The following is a 16,711-nucleotide window of genomic DNA, read 5'->3' on the forward strand; positions in this document are numbered from 1 at the left end:
CAACTGGACACGACTGAGCGTGTTCTTCGACTACCCACCGGAGATACGCAAGGTCATTTATACCACCAACGCCATCGAATCTCTCAATGCCAGCCTGCGTCAGGTCACCAAGACCAGAAGGTCATTCCCGAATGATGATGCAGTGCTGAAGTTGTTGTATCTGGCTTTACACCAGATTGCTAAAAAGTGGACAATGCCACTGCGAGATTGGAAGCCTGCCATGACGCAGTTTATGATCATGTACGGTGACCGAGTATCGTTATGATAAACAGCCACTTACACAGAAGATTTTATAGTCTCCAAGTTGGAAGAGCTCACTTTTTATAGCCCTCAAGTTCAGAGTATTTGCATTGACAGTTTTTTGAGGAGCTAGAGGAATATGGCTCAACACTGGCAAAGCAGCGAATCAGTTTTGCGACTTTTCAGTCGTCAGTTAGAAAACACATTTCAGGAACGTGAATGGGCATAAATGATTTAATGAGTCTTCGGTGTAAAATGTATCGTCCTACGATTGCATTTAGCTTTCTCGCGTTCACTTACTACGCTGTATTTGCGTTTGCTTGATAACAGTAAAATATAGAGTTCCGAGTTTGTCACGCTTGTGATTGCCGGGACATGCGGTAGCTTAAATCTATATGCTATACAGTGTGGTAAAGAAATTCTAAAAGCAGTCGTATTATTTACCCTTTTCTGACACTCATATTCCTGGAAATCGATGCAATGCGACACAGGACGCATGCCAACATTGCTGTTAAAGTGAGATATTAACGGAACTAACTCTGGACAAAGTATGACCTCGCCTGAACTTACTGGTGGTGCTGGATTTACCTACGAAGATGCTGTTGTTGCTTACTATCTCGTTGGCATGATCGGCGGCACGACCGCAGCTGCTTTAGAAGGTAGATGCGTGCAGCGGGTAGCCCAACAGCAGGCCGATTTCGGTGAACCGTTGGACGATGTGATCGTCGATGCAACGTCAGGTGATACAATTATGCGGTTATCATTGCAGGTTAAGCGCTCACTCACAATTTCCGGGGCAGTGACCAATTCAGATTTCCGGGAGTTTATTCAGAACAGCTGGCAAACATTACAGAAGAATAATTTTCGTGAACACTTAGACCGGGTCGGAGTGGTCACCGGGGCGGTGGCCGAAGAGATGTCGCGGGCTTTTTCGACAGTATGCGAATGGGCCCGAGCTTCCACAGCTGAGGTCTTTCGGCATCGCTTTGTTAACGGAGGAAGCGCTTCTGCCGTTCATCGGACGGTTGCCGAAGCTGTTCGAATGAGCGCACTCGATACAGGTACACCGCTATCCGATGACCAATTGCACTACTTACTTTCACATTTGGTGCTAATTCGCTTTGATTTCCTTCATACAGGATCGGCTAACGAAGCTGACGCTATTGCCAGTCTGCAACGTGCGTTGGTGTCGGTTCAAGTATCACGTTCTTACGATTTGTGGGCACTGCTGTGTAAAATTGCTCGCGATGGGGCTGGTCGCAGCGCCGTGCATACTCGTTTAACACTGGTGCGGTTGCTGGCCGGCTGGCGCTTCAATGGGATGCCTGCGTTGGGCTCCGATATGCAACTTCTTCGCGACAACACTCAGCAGTGGCTGGATCAGCAGGCCGATGACATTGGTGGCATGCATCTCGAACGGCAGTCTCTACGCGACCAGCTCGACGACCAGATGACAACTCACCGCCTAACGCTAATTAAAGGCTTGCCTGGCACTGGTAAAACGGTACTGCTACGCAAACTGGTGGAGGATTTGGCCGCCGATGGAACGACGTTGTTCCTAACCGCAAACAGGCTTATTGGCCGGAGCTGGTCAGAGCATGCACGCTCAATTGGTTTGACGATTCCGTCTATCGAGCCGTTGCTGGTAGAAGTTGCAGCCACCGGTTATGCAACATTGCTCATTGATGGCTTGGATCGTATTGCGCCGGAACAGCGTCCTATTGTTACTGATTTGTTTGGACAGATTCTAAGGAATCCAGACCTTGCTGATTGGCGTGTAGTCGCCACCGCACGGGACACCGGCATTGAACCACTGCGTAATTGGGTGCCTCCAGAGCTGCTGGCTGGCAGCGGTGTGGGTTATGTGGATGTGGAGAATCTGACGGATGACGAAGCGAACAGGCTTTCAGAATCAATGCCAGCGTTGCGTCCACTTCTCTTGAACGGAAACGAGCGAGTGGCCACGCTGGCGCGCCGCCCGTTTTTTGCAGCAGTACTGGCTCGGGGCTTCTCGCGGGCTGCGTATTCGTCCGGTTTTGCGCCACAGTCGGAGGTTGACCTCGTGGATGCGTGGTGGACACGTGGAGGTTACGATGCATACGCGCCACAGGCCCTGGCGCGGCAGCGGGGGCTGATTGAACTGGCGCAGCGGAGCGCGCCAAACTTGGGTCGTAATATCCGCATACGTGACTTATCGACTGCGACACAGAACGTGCTCGCGGCACTGGAAGAAGATGGCCTGGTTCAACAGGTGCGTATAGGGCATACAGCACAGTTCAGTCATGACATTTTCTTCGAGTGGGCATTTCTCCATCTGATGCTGGATCAGGGGGAAGATTGGATAGCAGCCTTGACTGCCGCCGGAGAACCACCAGCCCTTGCGCGGGTGGTAGAATTGCTTTCACAGGCGACTTATGTTTCCCCTGAGCAATGGTCGAGAGAACTCACCGCATTAAAGGAAGCTCAGGTCCGGCCGCAGTGGTTGCGAGCTTGGCTTGTGTCGCCCGTCTTTAGTCCGCATTTCATTGAGCACGTCGACATGTACGCCGCGACCTTAGCGGCAAACAGCTATCAGCTCTTTGGTAAAATGTTGGTTTGGATGCAGGCCGAAAAGACAACCCCCAACCCCATGGTGTTGTCCGGAGCCATTGGCGGCGAGCTGGACATTGCTGCGCGTATTCGTATTGCAGATTCGCTTGGCTGGCCCTCGGACATCTCAGCATGGGGCCGTTTGCTCTCATGGACTATCAGCCAGGCTGACTCTATCCCAGACCTGTACTTAAGCGATCTCGTCACCCTGTTCGAGACTTGGCAGTCTTTATTTGCAGATTACCCCAACCCTGTATCTGAGCGCATCATGGCATTATTTGTGGCTTGGTTAAAAGCGATTGAAGATAACAAAGCGAACCGTAGATCCACGTACAATAATCCAGAGGATAAAGCTATTCCGCGACCCCGAGCTCCTGCAAAACTGGAGAAAGAGCTGCGCGCATTGGTGCTGCGAGCGGCACGCTCTTACCCGAATATGGTGAGCGATTATCTTACTCATATCACAACGATTGAACGTTGGCACGATAGCTCGTTTCGCGAGCTAATGCTCTTTGCGCCAGTGTTGGCTGAGACACACCCGGCGCAGCTTGCACAAGTTGCTCGGAAATGGTTTATGGAGGAATTGCCTGACGACACGTCGGCAAGGTGGCGTCGGGAAGCTCTTGAGCAGCGGCGTTACCGTAAGAAAGTTGAGGCTATGCGTCCGGAGAATTGGTCAAAATTGGACGAACTTATGCTAGACAGTGCGTCGCTCCCACCCTCTTTCTCTTCACACGACTGGCAGCACTTATCAATTGGAAGTAATCATCAGGGCTTTTTCCCTGCCTCGCCTCTGCGAGAACCATTTAACTCCCTACTTATGCACGATCCAGTTACAGCGCTTACACTGATCCGTGACATAACCAACCACGCCACAACGTCATGGCGTCAGTTGCATAAGCACTGGCATGGAAGCATGACTCCGGTGCCGCTGGTTTTAGTCTTTCCATGGGGAGAGCAGAGTTTCTGGGGGGGCGATCAGCACTATTTTTGGTTCCGCGGCCATGGTGGGCCGCAGGTGGTAGAGTGTGCGCTTATGGCATTGGAGCGCTGGGCCATCGCTCGGCTCGATGATGGCGGCTCACTGGAAGATGTATTGCAACAGCTTCTGGAAGGACACACCAGCATCGGTGTTCTGGGGATCGCAGTTCATCTTGTCTTGTGTATTAAGCAAGCATCGCCAACCGCGTTGTCATTGCTGTGTAGCTTCCGATTGTGCAGGCTCGACCAGCAGCGCATGGTTCAAGATCGCTCTATGAATAGAACCGGTCTGATTGGCTTCGAAAACGGTATTGGTGACGCGGCACACCGACAAGCTGTTGCTGACAGCTCAAAGATGCCGTCACGCCGTCTAGAGCTGCGCGATCTTATTCCAATCTTTGTGCTTAGTGGTGATGCGGCGCTGCAGGAGGCTTGTCGAGAGGTTCTAGACAATTATCCTAGTAGACTGGAGTTCGCTTATCAGGAGGAAGCACAGAACGAAGAGTATATCGTAGAATTGCGTGAAAAGGCCGAACTCTGGTCTGAAATGGGGCATATAGAGAACTATAGCACTGAGCCAGTCACTGGCCGCAGTGATGTGGTTCAGATATCAATGAGCAGTCCACGGCACGAAGCTCCAGCAGTGCAAGCAACTCTGCAACGTCATGCACAGGTAGCTCGTGAGACGCAGTTGTGGCTATGGGTGGACAGGTGTTTCAATTCGCGTCAATGGGCATCGGACTTTACGGTGGATGAGGCTGTCGAGCGTGCAAAAGAGCTGGCTGCAGCCAATGCCGCAGGGCTGTCTCTATCTCTGATACCCGGCAGTGGGCTCACCGAAGGAGTAATTGCCGGAACGGCAGCGGCTGTAATTTGCTTTTCCGATGCTGGCTTGCATCAGGCTTGGGCCAATTCCACGATCGAAAGTTTTTGCGTTGCTGCGGACAATATGTCTGACGATATAATGGCAGGATCGGAGAACTCATGGCACCCAAAGATTTTTGTGGCGAATGCGTTAGCGATGCGAATCAAATCGGGCGTTAACCATTCTGATGATTGCGAGGAGCTCTATCGTTTGATAGCCCACCCCCTCGACTCTGTTTCGTTTGCTGCGTTGGAAGGTGTTGCACGTTGCTGGGATAGTGATGCCCGGTTCGCTTGGTGCGGTCTGAAACTTGGGCTAAGATTGGCACAGCATGTAAGCAGGCGAGACATGTATCGGTTAAGTACCGAAGCCCGGCGGCAGGCAGAATCAGCTCATCGAACTGTTTTATTAGCTGCTGCTCTTGACGAATACAGGGAGCAAGGGCCCCTGCCTGCATGGGTGCTACCACTTCCTACTTGGAAACAGGTCAACTCGGAGGATGAGAGCTCGTCTGGTGTTGATGAAAGCGAAGCAGAAGGTTGGGAAAAAACCGGTGATCTATGGGATGGTCAGTACGCAACGAAGGTCCTGCAAAACGTCCCAGTAGCGGCAGTTATGGCGAGCGAGGGAAGGGCTAGCTTCGTGGAAGCCCTCGAAGCATTTGTTGGCTGGACACTCGATACTGTCAATCCAACGTGGCGCACCGAGCGACGTAAGGGACGCGATCATGATGATGGAAATCTTTTTGAATGGAAGTATCAGCTGGGACTGATGATAGCAAACGTTGCAAAGCATCTCTCCAGCGACGAAACCTTGCAAAGGTTTCTGCAACCAATCTTTTTGCAGTCGGATGAGATCGCAATGCGACTGCTCGCACCATTTACTGAGTCGTTGGTCTGTAATGAAATCCTGGATGCGCCGGAGATTCGGCATGAGGTGCTTCAACTTTTAGAAGCAGTGCTCAAACGAACACTGGAGAATGAATATCTGCGCCGCTCGCGGTACAACGATGGGCGCATTGGCGGATTCGATCTGCCGAATCTAGTCAAGTCGCTGCTCTTCGTGAGCGTCGAGCATGCCTCAGGCGCTACGCGATTCGCCAATGGTAATTGGGACGACCTCTTCCATGTAATGCCGTTGATCGACCATATGGTGCGTGCTGCTGGCTGGCACCGCTATGTTGCGTGTCAATTTATCACATTATGCGAGCGTTCCGGTGCTGCCTATCCGGCGGATACGTTCGCTGATCAAGTGCTGAAACAGTTCGTTGACGGTCGTCTGCCTGAGAGCTGGAAGGGCTCCTCGGTACCTGCAGCAATTGCAGCTCTAGTGCAAGCACATGCTGACCGACAACATCCTTTGCCGGCTCCACTGGCCCGTAAGTTGTTGCAGGTACTTGACGCCCTTGTGGATCTTGGCGACCGCCGCAGTGCGGCCTTGCAACAGAGTGAGTCTTTCCGTGGAGTACGTCTCAACTTGAGTTAAAGGTGGCAGTAGAATGAATTGTAAATATAATCTAAAAATGAACTCTGATTACGCTGATGCAACAAGATATATGGTTATAAAACCACAGAATGCTCCTTTAGGGAAAAAGTTTGATGAATGGATTACTGCATCTTCACCTAAGTGGCAACGTATTGCGGTAATACAGCTGACACGATATTTGTCATTAGAGACAGGCTATAGGCAAGATGCTGAAGAGTATGTCGAAACATGGAATGAAAACCACATTGAAGTATTCTCAATTACAGAATGTATTTACTGTAAAGATGACCGTGAGAGAGACGCTCTAGTTGGTATTCTAACTTTTCATAAATATAATAGCGTTCCTGTTTTGTACCATTGCTATATTCATCCTTTTTTTCGTAAAAAGGGAAAATGGCTAAAGCCTGGGAGACAGTTAAGGTGAAATTTCCTCAGTTTGAAGTTGAGCAACCATTATCTCCTTCAATGAAGTGTTTCATGGGAGAGGTTGACTGTTCTCATATTTTGTCATCTACATGATTAATTTATCCCTGAACAAGTTGCGACGAGAAACGCATTTGTTTGCTTATATAAACTCCGTTTTTGACTGAACGCAGCTAGTCAGAAAAACAGTGTAAGGTAGCCAATGTTTTTAAGCCGACTCAAAAAAACTGACAAAACGAGGATTAAAGCGTTCAACGAACTGATGAAACGAGCTGACATTTTGCTGGAGCAGAAAAACGATGAGGGTCTTAAAGACCTCATAAAATTGGTTCTGCGACCCATTCAATCCGCATACCTTTTGGATCCATATGATCCGTACCAACACTTTTGGACACTTTGCTAAGCGAGTACAATCGCTTAACGAGGTGAATAATGTCAACAAAGAAAATCCGCAAAACACATACCGCTGAATTTAAAGCTGAAGCCCTGAAACTGGCTGATAAGATTGGTGTTGCAGCCACTGCTAGAGAATTAAAACTGCACGAATCTCAGTTATATAACTGGCGTACTGCGGCGGAGAAAAAGTCTACCACCAGTGAACGAGAGTCGGAGCTTGCTGCTGAAGTTGCCCGTTTGAAGCGCCAATTGGCTGAGCAGGCAGAGGACTTGGCTATCTTAAAAAAGGCGGCCACCTACTTCGCGAAGAACCAAAAGTAGCCCGGTTTGAGTTTATTCTGGAGCATCAGCACTTGTTCTCGTTAATCAGAATGGTAGCGGTGCTTCAGGTGTCGCGTAGTGGGTATTATGCCTGGCGTAAAAGCGGCCTGACGCCAAGCCCCAGGGCTGTGAAGCGTGCCGAGCGTGATGTGCTGATAAAAGAAGCGTTTGACGATTCCAAAGCTCGTAATGGCTCCAGACGTATTCAGGTAGACCTTGCTGAGCATGGCAAGAAACCTGATATAAAAACCATACTGAACAGCATGGAACGCCAAGGCTTAGTAGCTAAAGCTGCCCGCAAGTTTAAAGTGACGACCGACAGCAAGCATTCGCTGCCCGTAGCCCCAAACTTGCTTGAGCAGGACTTTAGCGCAACAGGCCCGAACCAGAAATGGGTCGGTGATATCACGTACCTGATGACCAGCGAGGGCTGGCTGTATCTGGCAGTAATCATTGATCTGTATTCGCGTGCAGTCATTGGCTGGTCGATGAGCAACCGTATGACAGCAGATCTAGTGTGTGACGCATTGAAGATGGCCTTGTTCCGACGAGGCTTCCCTAAATCGGTGATCGTTCATAGTGATCGCGGCAGCCAATATTGTTCGCATGATTACCGAGACTTGATTAAAAAGCACCAGTTGGTACAAAGCATGAGCCGTAAAGGGAACTGCTGGGACAACGCGGTAGCAGAAAGTTTCTTCCATTCATTAAAGGTTGAAGCGCTGCAGGACGAGCCGATAATGGATCGGGAAACAATGCGACAGCACGTTTTTGAATACATTGAGGTTGATTACAACAAGACCAGAAGGCATAGTGCTCTTGGCTATCTCAGCCCAGAGAATTTTGAATTGAAGAACAGTGCTTAGTGAAGTGTCCACTGTTGCTGGTGCAGATCAATACCTGTCGGCAGGACACAGTGCCAATGCTCAATTGTCGCCTTGGCGAGATTGGGGTATTGAAGGGCCGTTGACTGTTGTTATAAACGAACAAGTAATTAGTGATAAGGACTTCAATGCCTGGTGTTGTTCTGACATGTGTCTAATTAGAGATCCGGCAATTTTTCCCCAGCTGCAACTCTCTACAGATATTGTGTTGGCTGCACCCTGGCATCCCCGCAGGCTGATTAGTAATATTGGTTCAATTGGTCAAGACCGACCACGTGGCATATTTCAACAGGACTCAAATCATATGATTCTTTACCACTACCCCTTGATGATCGGTTGGGTAGCCGGCGGTAATCACTCTCTCATGCAAGGAATCCTTCAGGGGGGCTCTGTCATACCTGAAGAAGTTTATGATGTTTCACCAATCATCCACGCAGTTGCATTTGATGGAACACAATGGGTTTGTTGTCATTCTGGTAATCCAATGGGCAAACCACGTTACCCCGAGTTTGGTTGGTGTTGGGAAATTGCAAAACGGATCATGTCTCTAGAATATTCCCCTTACAGAAAATAGAGGTATTAGATTGTCGAACTTTAGTAAGTCATTTCAGGAAAGCCCATATTGGTACCACGGCACGTCACAACAGTTTGATTCGTGGCTGTGTCCGCCTCCCCAAAAACCTGGCGATGAGCCTCTGGTTGCTCACAAATGTCTGTTTTTCACATCAAACATTGACTTCGCATCAGGCGCAGGTTCATGGCTCGCGAGGGTTTCTCTAGCGTCACATGCAAACATTTTAGATGCTACGGCCAACTATAATGCGGCTGAACAATTACGTAGAAAAATTAAAGATCTGGATCTGATTTCACAAACTCTGAATGTCCAACATGATTTTTGGCATCAGCACTGGAAAACCGGGCATGTGTTGCGTGCAGTATTTACTGATCCTTTGTTGCAGCTTGAGTTCAATCGGCAAATCAACAATATTGCCCATGAATATGGGATTCCAGAGAAAGTGGCAGAGTTTATTTTTAAGCAAAATATTACCAGAGGGCTTATTGAAACTATTTGTACTGCAGCGAGGATTTTGGGTTATGACGGTATTTTTGGATATGAGATTGATAAAAACCCTGATACCGGCAGAGAAATCTCGCAACCTTGGCTTGCGGTATTCAGTAAAGAAACAATTTCTACCCCATATTGGATGACAGAAGAGGAACTTTCTAACGTCCCCAAGAGATGCTTTGACGATGATTTCGGAAGATATTAAATGAAAAATAAACCCATAACTTACCAGCCAGACGTACTTCGGTTGGTTAAATTCGTTTTAGATAAATCAGAAAAAAGGGAGAGTTTCAGTGTAACTGAAGCATCCAGAGATATAGAGCTAAACGGAATTGGTGATTATAGAATTGCAGAAATTCTCAGGGAAGTATGTTTAGAACCCAATGGACCAGAATCGAAATTTCGTTTAACAGATCCTGTTGATAATCGCTGGTCTATGCAAGGGCGCTGGTCACTGAATTCAGAGGCATTTTTTGGGTATCTGTCATACTTGTCGAACATAAGTGCTGAACATGCTAATAGAAATGCTAAAGCGGCCGTTTGGATAGCTATAGCCACTTTAGTTGTCACAACTGGCCTTGGGATCTTGAGTATCTGCTTGGGTTAGGAATAGTTAGTTAAATAACAGGTGCTCTTATACAGGCTGCCGGAACAGGAATCGAACAGCCAGTGATATAAGGCGTTGCAGCCGGTTTTATCTTGTTGTGGTGCTATGTGTGGTGCGAAAGTTTTGATGGATACAAACATTTTCGAATAATGGGTCCGTTTCGAATGCCATTGACTAAAGAAGGTTAGTCGCGCGCTCCGCTCTATAATGAACACCGATTCTGGTTTTATGTGAACAGCTGTACTGAATTAATGTGAATACTACCCCTGGCGAAAAGTGAGTTGTTATCCGCCAGGGTAAAAGAACAGTCTACAACGCGCGGTTTACCACTTCTTCCAATTCTGCTTTAGTCATAAAATCGGTATCAATTTTTATCGCCTTACCTGCAGTGTCAAATGCAAAGAGGAAGGACTGCTCGCTACCGATGCTGAAATAAACAGTTAACTTATCACCTGCCCATTCACCAACATCATGACCGTCTACAAACACACTCTTGAAAGCAGTTAATTGCTCAACATTACAGCCATCACTTGGTGAAGCTGTAAAAAGTGTGCCAAAAAACACAGATTGGTCACAGCCATAATCTGCATTTTCATCGTCTTTCATTTCTGCGAATGCTAAATACTTTTTTCCTTTCTCTGGGCCATATCGAAGGACGAGAGTATTGTCATTACCGCCTAAGGATGCGATAACAAAGGTCTTTTGGGGAACAGAAAATAAATGGCCGTTATAGAGTAAATCTGTTTTAGTCGGATTTGCCGTTGCCTGGCAACCTAACATTGGTAGCAATAGCAGTAATGAAAAGCAAATTTTCTTCATGCTACACTCCATTCAGCGCCATCATTATTTTTGTCTTATAACGAATTCCGACGACTCCTTTGCAAGAGTTGTATATCGCAGTATCGCCTTGTTTAATGCGTTTTCCAATTGCTGCAAGTTGCTTTAGTACATACGATATGCCAGCTTTTGCATAAGTTGGCCTTGGCACAAAATCCATTGAGTTTGAGCAGACGTTAGCTTGTTCCAGTGCCTCATAGGCAACAACTGCAGCTTCTTCATTAACACCCTCAGGAGTTGTTGTGCCACGTCCCCAAAAGAAGTTGATTACCGTTGCTACATTCTGTTTATCATTAAAATCCATTTTCTACTCACTAGTGTTGACTAATAAACGAGCCTGCCTAGTGTTAGTTGTACGAAATCCACGAACAGATAGCCATGTCTCGAGCTGCAGAACGCAATTAATTGTAAATTTTAAGCTTTGAAATTTACAATTAATTTAAACTAATTGCAACTTTTTACTGGCCGATAGTGAATTTGGCTGAGTTTGAAAATGCCTGATGACCCTTTGCTCTTGCCCTTTATAAGTGCTTGGCTTGTCTGTTTACCCTGCGATTCGTTTTCCATTTTACGTATACCACATCTGCCTGATAACTGACTGAGTAAGTGGCGATCTGGAAACCGCTGAAATTAAAAAAGCGGTATTCAGTTGGATCTGAAAACGCTGACCAATTTCGCGTAAGTAATAAATATAAACTTGTTTTGCATTTATTGCTGAATTTGATTGAAAGATGATTATCTCTCTAATGCTGATTCATATTTCGTAAGTTTTGGAGGCATGCCTGGTGCGCTGAAAGGGACACTGAAGTGACCCTTTTAAGCAAAATATTTCCGTTCTGGCGGCAAAACTGAGGAAAATCACCTTCGGTAAAAATGCAGCACTTTTCAGAAAACATTTATCTTTCCCCTTAATTTACACTAATCCCGTCATTGAATTTATTCGATGTAATTAAGCTAATTTCTTTAAATTGAGGGTTGAGATGAAAAAAGTAAAGTTGCTATTCAAAACTGCAAACTATGTCGGGGCCAAAGTAGGTACGACACTGAGGTCATCACTGGCCCACACATTGCGTGTTGAGCAGAACGAAACTACTTATCGTCAGGAAAACATTCAGAAATGGAATTCCACACAGACACCGGCAAATCAACTTTGGATAGGAAACAGTTTTTTAGCTCAAGATCAAAATGTGGCTGCAAATACAATGCTCGATTTTTCGACATTTATGAACTTTGGAATGAATACCGACTTTCTCAATTCAATTGTGAAACACTACCAACAACCCACAAATAAGTCCCAGCTAAATCGGAAATTAGCTTCTACTAAATTCGCATTAAAAACCGCCTTTAAGGCGGTTGAGAAAAATGCGCCAGATAATGTGATTTCAATGTTAAATAAGTGTCTGGAGGACGGTTCTAATTATGACGAGCTTAAAGAAATTTTTGTTGAATTGCCGCAGGAGTTTCGACCACAACGGTTAGTACAGAAACTCGAAAATTTTCACTTCAGGCAGAAACTTCAAGGTAAATATCCATGCCGCAAAACTACAATTGTGCAGGAGGGGATCCTAACATTTCCAGTGAGAGATCCGCTTACAGTAGGATTTGCAGAACTCGAAAACGAATTAACCTCGGCAGATCTGATTTTTGCAATGAAAAGCTTTTTAGATAAATATTTCAGCGAGTATCCAATCATAGCTATTGTCGCTCATGTCGATGAGGTGCGATTGCATGTGCACTATTTTATAGACGGCTGGGTTAATGGGCAGATACCTAAAACTATCCCACAAAAAGTCTTCAGCTGCTTTTTACCGCTTGATCTTCTGGTATTTTCTAACGATGCGGCCTTGAGCAAAGAGGACTTGAAAAAAGTAGGCTCCACTTTGCAAGTATGTTTCTTTGAGCACATTAATGAAGTGCTGTTAAATAAAAAAGGCATTCATGTTGAGGTTTCGCCAATTGAAGAGCGTAACAGCGCAGAAGCAAGGCACCGCAATTTGGATGCTAAAAAACCAATTTATATGCGGGAATATCAACGGATCAACGAACAAGTTAGGCAGTTAGAACTCCAACAAGAAGCGTTAAATGTCCGCAATTCGGAGTTGCAATATACTTTGGCAAAACTAGTGAAGAAAGAAATTGAGTTAAAAGTAGTCATTGCAGAAAATGCCGATACGATTATGGAACAGCAGAAGATTGTAGACGTATTGCATGGTGAGGGGTATAGCGAGTTTACTGACGCGCTTGCACATGCATTTAAATCAGCGCCACTTTATACCGTGGCCACAGATCCGGAGGCCAAAATTAATATATTACTTAAACGTTATCCACGCTTGCAGCGCGATTTTTGGCAAGACCTATTGAGGCTGGGTCTAGGCGCCAACATTGCCAGTTACGTCGATAATAAAAAGGAAAAAAGCAGCACATAATTTGGTTAAAAAGTGGCATCTTGTGATACTGAGATTTGTTACTACTAATCGTCATTTATAATTCGACGGGTTGATGTTTAGGATTTGCCCGTCAATTATCTGCATAAATGGTGAATATCTCTGAGCTAGCCTGGTAGGTGCTCGGCTTATCTATCTGTTGAGCAATTAGGTCATACGGTATTCGTGGCTGCAGTAAAGGCTCAAATATGGAGGGATCTGTGACCAACTCATTTAGCCAACTGTCAATTAGCTGCATATCGATTGGTAACATCAGTGGCGAAGCTTTGGTATGAACGGCCATTAGCTTAGGGTGGGGTGGTAGCGTTATCACTGAGAATGACAACGCAAGCTCGCCGGTGTCTGTGTTAATCCACTCCCGGCATAGACCACCCAATAGCATGGCTCCGTCTTTAGCTACCATATCGTGGTAATGAATGGGCTTACCGTTTACATACTCCGTTTCACCAAAACCCTTAACCGGTATCACGCAACGGCTATGTCTAAAAGCTTGATAACCGGCAGAACCCTTAACATTTAGCTTGTCATACCGGGTATTGAAAGAAGTGTATTTGGATGGTTTAAAGCCGGTAGCAGATGGCTCTAATAGCAGCCACCAGATAGCGTTATCCATTCTACGAACGCCGTCTTTTTGTCTCACTATACTGACAGGGTTAGTTGCCCGAATAAACCTGCCAAAAATTTGGTGTTCAGGGAATAGCTGGATCTGCAGTCCTTCACAAAGCTCAATAACGCCGGGATCGTCAATGACGTTTAGTCTACCGCACATACATTCATTTCAAGTTGCTGCTGCCGGTTTAAGTATGGGCAAAGCTGGTGTTGAAGCAAGTCTGGAAATTGGTAGGACCGGTTTGTGCCAAAAGCGGAAATTCGCTGAGATTCGATTAAAACGGCGCTTTTCACTGAAAGCGGACATTGATAAGTATCAACAAAATACTGCGCTCGAATATTCTGAGACATTCGGGCACAGCCAATATGTTAACAATCCGAGCGCCATCCATGCATATTCTGAGTTACTGGTAATTTGTTATAACCAGTACGGCAAACGATCAGACGTTAAATATATGATGCAACATTGCTTGGCAAGTTTACCCACGTTTAGTACGTTGCCTTTACACTGTACTTGCCGCCAAGTGGTTGATGTTGATGACTTTATAAACGGTATAAAACGGGCATTTGAGCTGCTTGGATATCGGGTATATGAGGTTAGCTTAAAAGATAAAAGCTCCGATGACGAACTGCTCAGCCAGCTATCACTTATTGATACAGCTCAGTTAAAACTCGCACTGTCGGTCAATGCCTTGGCCGTTGAGCTGATAAACAAATTGCCGCAGCTCGCGACGATCCCTTTTTACACTTACCTAGTTGACCATCCAATCCACTTGTTACCGCGATTTTATGGCACCAAAGCAAAGCTTCTCTGTGTAGACAAAGAGCATGTCACTTTCCTATCACAACTTGGTATTCAAGCTCAGTTCTGGCCGCATGCAGTGTGCGATACTGAACTATCAGCTGAATATGTCCCTTTTAGTCAGAAGAAAGGCATTCTTTTTCCAGCCTCATTTACAGATGAAAGCGCACATTTTGCTGAAATCAATAAAGTCGCCCCGAATATCGCAGCGAAGTTAACCGACGCTAATGTTCGCAGCATTTCAGATGTGTTAAGAATGCTCGGATTTATGCAGTCTGGAATATCGCCAAGCGTTCAGCTTAATGATCAGATTGTAACTTTCCTTCGGCGGTGCGATTTATATTTACGAGGGCGTGATAGAAATACGCTGATAAAAGAATGTCATCAGGCAGGGCTTGCACTAACCATTGTCGGTAGTAACTGGGATAAGACGCATCAGTACGACTCTCATTACTACTTGCCGGCAGTACCATTTACTGAGTTAAAAAACCTGATTTCAAACAGTCGGTTTGTTCTTCATCATTCACCCGGTTTTGAGCAAGGCCAGCATGAGCGAGTTGTCTATCCATTAGCAAGAGGAACCTCTGTATTAAGCAGTGCTACACGTTACTTATTTGAGTCTTACGGAAGTGATAATGGCGTAGCGTTTTACAATAGTATGGCTGAGCTGAAACAAATTTCAGTATCAGTGTCGGAAGGGCATTACAGCAGTTGGATAAATAATGCCAATAGCATCATAGAGCGCAATGAAACGTGGCGTTCCAGAATTGCTATGTTGTAGTAACGCTTTACCTTGGAACCCGAACTCTGTCTATTAGGGTTCCTAAGCTTTTCAGTGCTTCGGTATAGCAAGAATGTGATTCGCCCACCTGATACCATTGATTACAGCGATACCCGGGTAACATCAAAACAATTCCCTTCTTGCTATTGTCAGCGAGAAGTTTTACAAGTGACAACAAATCCAGTCCAATACCATTCCTGCAGAATTTGCACTGCTTTCTGCCTAGTTACGGAATGATTATCCGCAGTCAATGTCTTTTTATGCGAAATATCTTCAGCGACAAGGTTGTAGTAATGCAAGAGGCTTATTGTTCACATACTTTCCTCAAAGCTCTTAGCTGGAACTACACATCTGCTATGGCAAAGTGCCTAGTAACCGTCAGAGCCAGTAATATTTAGACTGTATTATTGAATATTAAACGAAGTGTACGTGAATTACACCATGGGCAAAATCAAGCATTGATATCCAGGTGGCTTGTGAGTTTAAACCGGTTGGCAGGGTGATACAGAACTGCATAACAGATCGGTTGGCCGTGAGAATGTGTAATCCGGGTGACTTTCAGGCACGGTACTCCATCGTCCACTTGAAGGTTGTGCTTTAGTATTTTCGTAGGCATCACCGCTTCTACCGTTATTTCAGCTTCAGTGACTGGTGCTATTGAGTTTAGATACTCACTGGCAGTTATCTTGCTAAAATCCTGCTGCAAAAACAACGGCACCCGTTCAGCATTTACATAACGTTCTTCCAACTGAATAGGTTGCTCATTCTCTGAGTGCACGATGATAATTTTATAAACCGTTCTGCTATTAAGTGACAGCGTAAATGCGATGGCGTCGTTGGGGATTAGCGTCAGCTTGCTTAACACGGTCATCTTATGCACATGACCACGGGAGCGAATTTCGTCTGCGATATTGCGGATTTCCAATAACGAACTTTTCGCGGCAGGTTCCTTTACAAATGTACCTACACTGGCAACGCGCTCAAGTACGCCACTGTTGACCAGCTCTTCGACGGCTTTTCGCGCGGTCATCCTACTGGCCGAAAAGTGGTTGGCCAATTCGGTTTCCGACGGGATCTGGCTGCCAGCTTTCCATAAACTGGCACTTATCTTCTTTTTAATCTCATTAGAAATGAGGCGGTACTTTGGCAGCTTCATGCAATGTCCATATTACCTATTAACAATAAGTTTGAAGTGGATATACAGCTATACCATTACACCTCAATGCATGAACGGTAATTTTATACTGGGTTGCACTTCCGCCAACAGATTTTCCACGTTTGATCGGTGCTAAATGGGCGTTTCGCACAAGTTACATGTCAGCAACACTGTGCCAGTATATACCACGCGGCTACGCTGTCAATTTTTAATCAACTCAATCGG

General features: G+C 46.0%; 13 protein-coding genes. 9 read left to right on the forward strand and 4 right to left on the reverse strand.

What is annotated here, in order from left to right; genetic code table 11:
- The 7 genes from H141_RS20595 to H141_RS0117930 all read left to right on the forward strand — a co-directional run.
- The coding region (locus H141_RS20595) for a transposase (RefSeq protein ID WP_019674472.1) at positions 1-265 on the forward strand (265 nt) is incomplete at its 5' end.
- Positions 266-790: 525 nt separating this feature from the next.
- The gene (locus H141_RS0117895) at positions 791-6,160 is read left to right on the forward strand and encodes an NACHT domain-containing protein (RefSeq protein ID WP_019677666.1); all 5,370 of its coding nucleotides are present in this window, start codon (positions 791-793) and stop codon (positions 6,158-6,160) included.
- A 13-nt stretch (positions 6,161-6,173) separates the two neighbouring features.
- Complete coding sequence (locus H141_RS0117900) at positions 6,174-6,584, forward strand: hypothetical protein (RefSeq protein ID WP_019677667.1); 411 nt, start codon at positions 6,174-6,176, stop codon at positions 6,582-6,584.
- Positions 6,585-7,015: 431 nt separating this feature from the next.
- A protein-coding gene (locus H141_RS0117915) for an IS3 family transposase (RefSeq protein ID WP_157611013.1) occupies positions 7,016-8,166 on the forward strand; the annotation gives its coding sequence in 2 pieces (ribosomal slippage) (positions 7,016-7,256 and positions 7,256-8,166; 1,152 coding nt in all).
- Positions 8,159-8,758 (forward strand): DUF6710 family protein, encoded by a 600-nt coding sequence (locus tag H141_RS21035; RefSeq protein ID WP_019677670.1) that lies wholly within the window; start codon positions 8,159-8,161, stop codon positions 8,756-8,758. The genes H141_RS0117915 and H141_RS21035 overlap by 8 nt, the downstream gene beginning before the upstream one ends.
- 10 nt (positions 8,759-8,768) lie before the next feature.
- Positions 8,769-9,455 (forward strand): hypothetical protein, encoded by a 687-nt coding sequence (locus tag H141_RS20605; protein ID WP_019677671.1) that lies wholly within the window; start codon positions 8,769-8,771, stop codon positions 9,453-9,455.
- A complete protein-coding gene (locus H141_RS0117930; RefSeq protein ID WP_019677672.1) occupies positions 9,456-9,857 on the forward strand; it encodes a hypothetical protein in 402 nt (133 codons plus the stop codon).
- Positions 9,858-10,166: 309 nt separating this feature from the next.
- Here the strand turns inward: H141_RS0117930 and H141_RS21575 are convergent, their stop codons facing one another.
- A complete protein-coding gene (locus H141_RS21575; RefSeq protein WP_157611015.1) occupies positions 10,167-10,676 on the reverse strand; it encodes a hypothetical protein in 510 nt (169 codons plus the stop codon).
- A 1-nt stretch (position 10,677) separates the two neighbouring features.
- Positions 10,678-10,998, reverse strand: a complete 321-nt coding sequence (locus tag H141_RS0117940; protein WP_019677674.1) for a hypothetical protein — start codon at positions 10,996-10,998, stop codon at positions 10,678-10,680.
- A 676-nt stretch (positions 10,999-11,674) separates the two neighbouring features.
- Here H141_RS0117940 and H141_RS0117945 point away from each other — a divergent pair.
- Entirely contained in the window at positions 11,675-13,120 is a 1,446-nt protein-coding gene (locus tag H141_RS0117945) for a hypothetical protein (RefSeq protein WP_019677675.1), read from the forward strand.
- Positions 13,121-13,211: 91 nt separating this feature from the next.
- Here H141_RS0117945 and H141_RS0117950 read toward each other — a convergent pair whose 3' ends face one another.
- Positions 13,212-13,907 carry an SOS response-associated peptidase family protein gene (locus tag H141_RS0117950; protein WP_019677676.1) on the reverse strand — a complete coding sequence of 232 codons (696 nt, stop codon included), beginning with the start codon at positions 13,905-13,907 and terminating at the stop codon, positions 13,212-13,214.
- Between H141_RS0117950 and H141_RS0117955 the strand changes: the two genes are divergently transcribed.
- Positions 13,885-15,330, forward strand: a complete 1,446-nt coding sequence (locus H141_RS0117955; protein ID WP_019677677.1) for a glycosyltransferase family protein — start codon at positions 13,885-13,887, stop codon at positions 15,328-15,330. The genes H141_RS0117950 and H141_RS0117955 overlap by 23 nt on opposite strands.
- Positions 15,331-15,781: 451 nt before the next feature.
- Here the strand turns inward: H141_RS0117955 and H141_RS0117960 are convergent, their stop codons facing one another.
- A complete protein-coding gene (locus H141_RS0117960; RefSeq protein ID WP_019677678.1) occupies positions 15,782-16,486 on the reverse strand; it encodes a UTRA domain-containing protein in 705 nt (234 codons plus the stop codon).
- Positions 16,487-16,711 lie beyond the last annotated feature (225 nt).

Origin of the sequence: Arsukibacterium perlucidum DSM 18276 (genome assembly GCF_000382165.1) — a bacterium.
In the GTDB taxonomy this organism is placed as follows: Bacteria; Pseudomonadota; Gammaproteobacteria; order Enterobacterales; family Alteromonadaceae; genus Alishewanella; species Alishewanella perlucidum.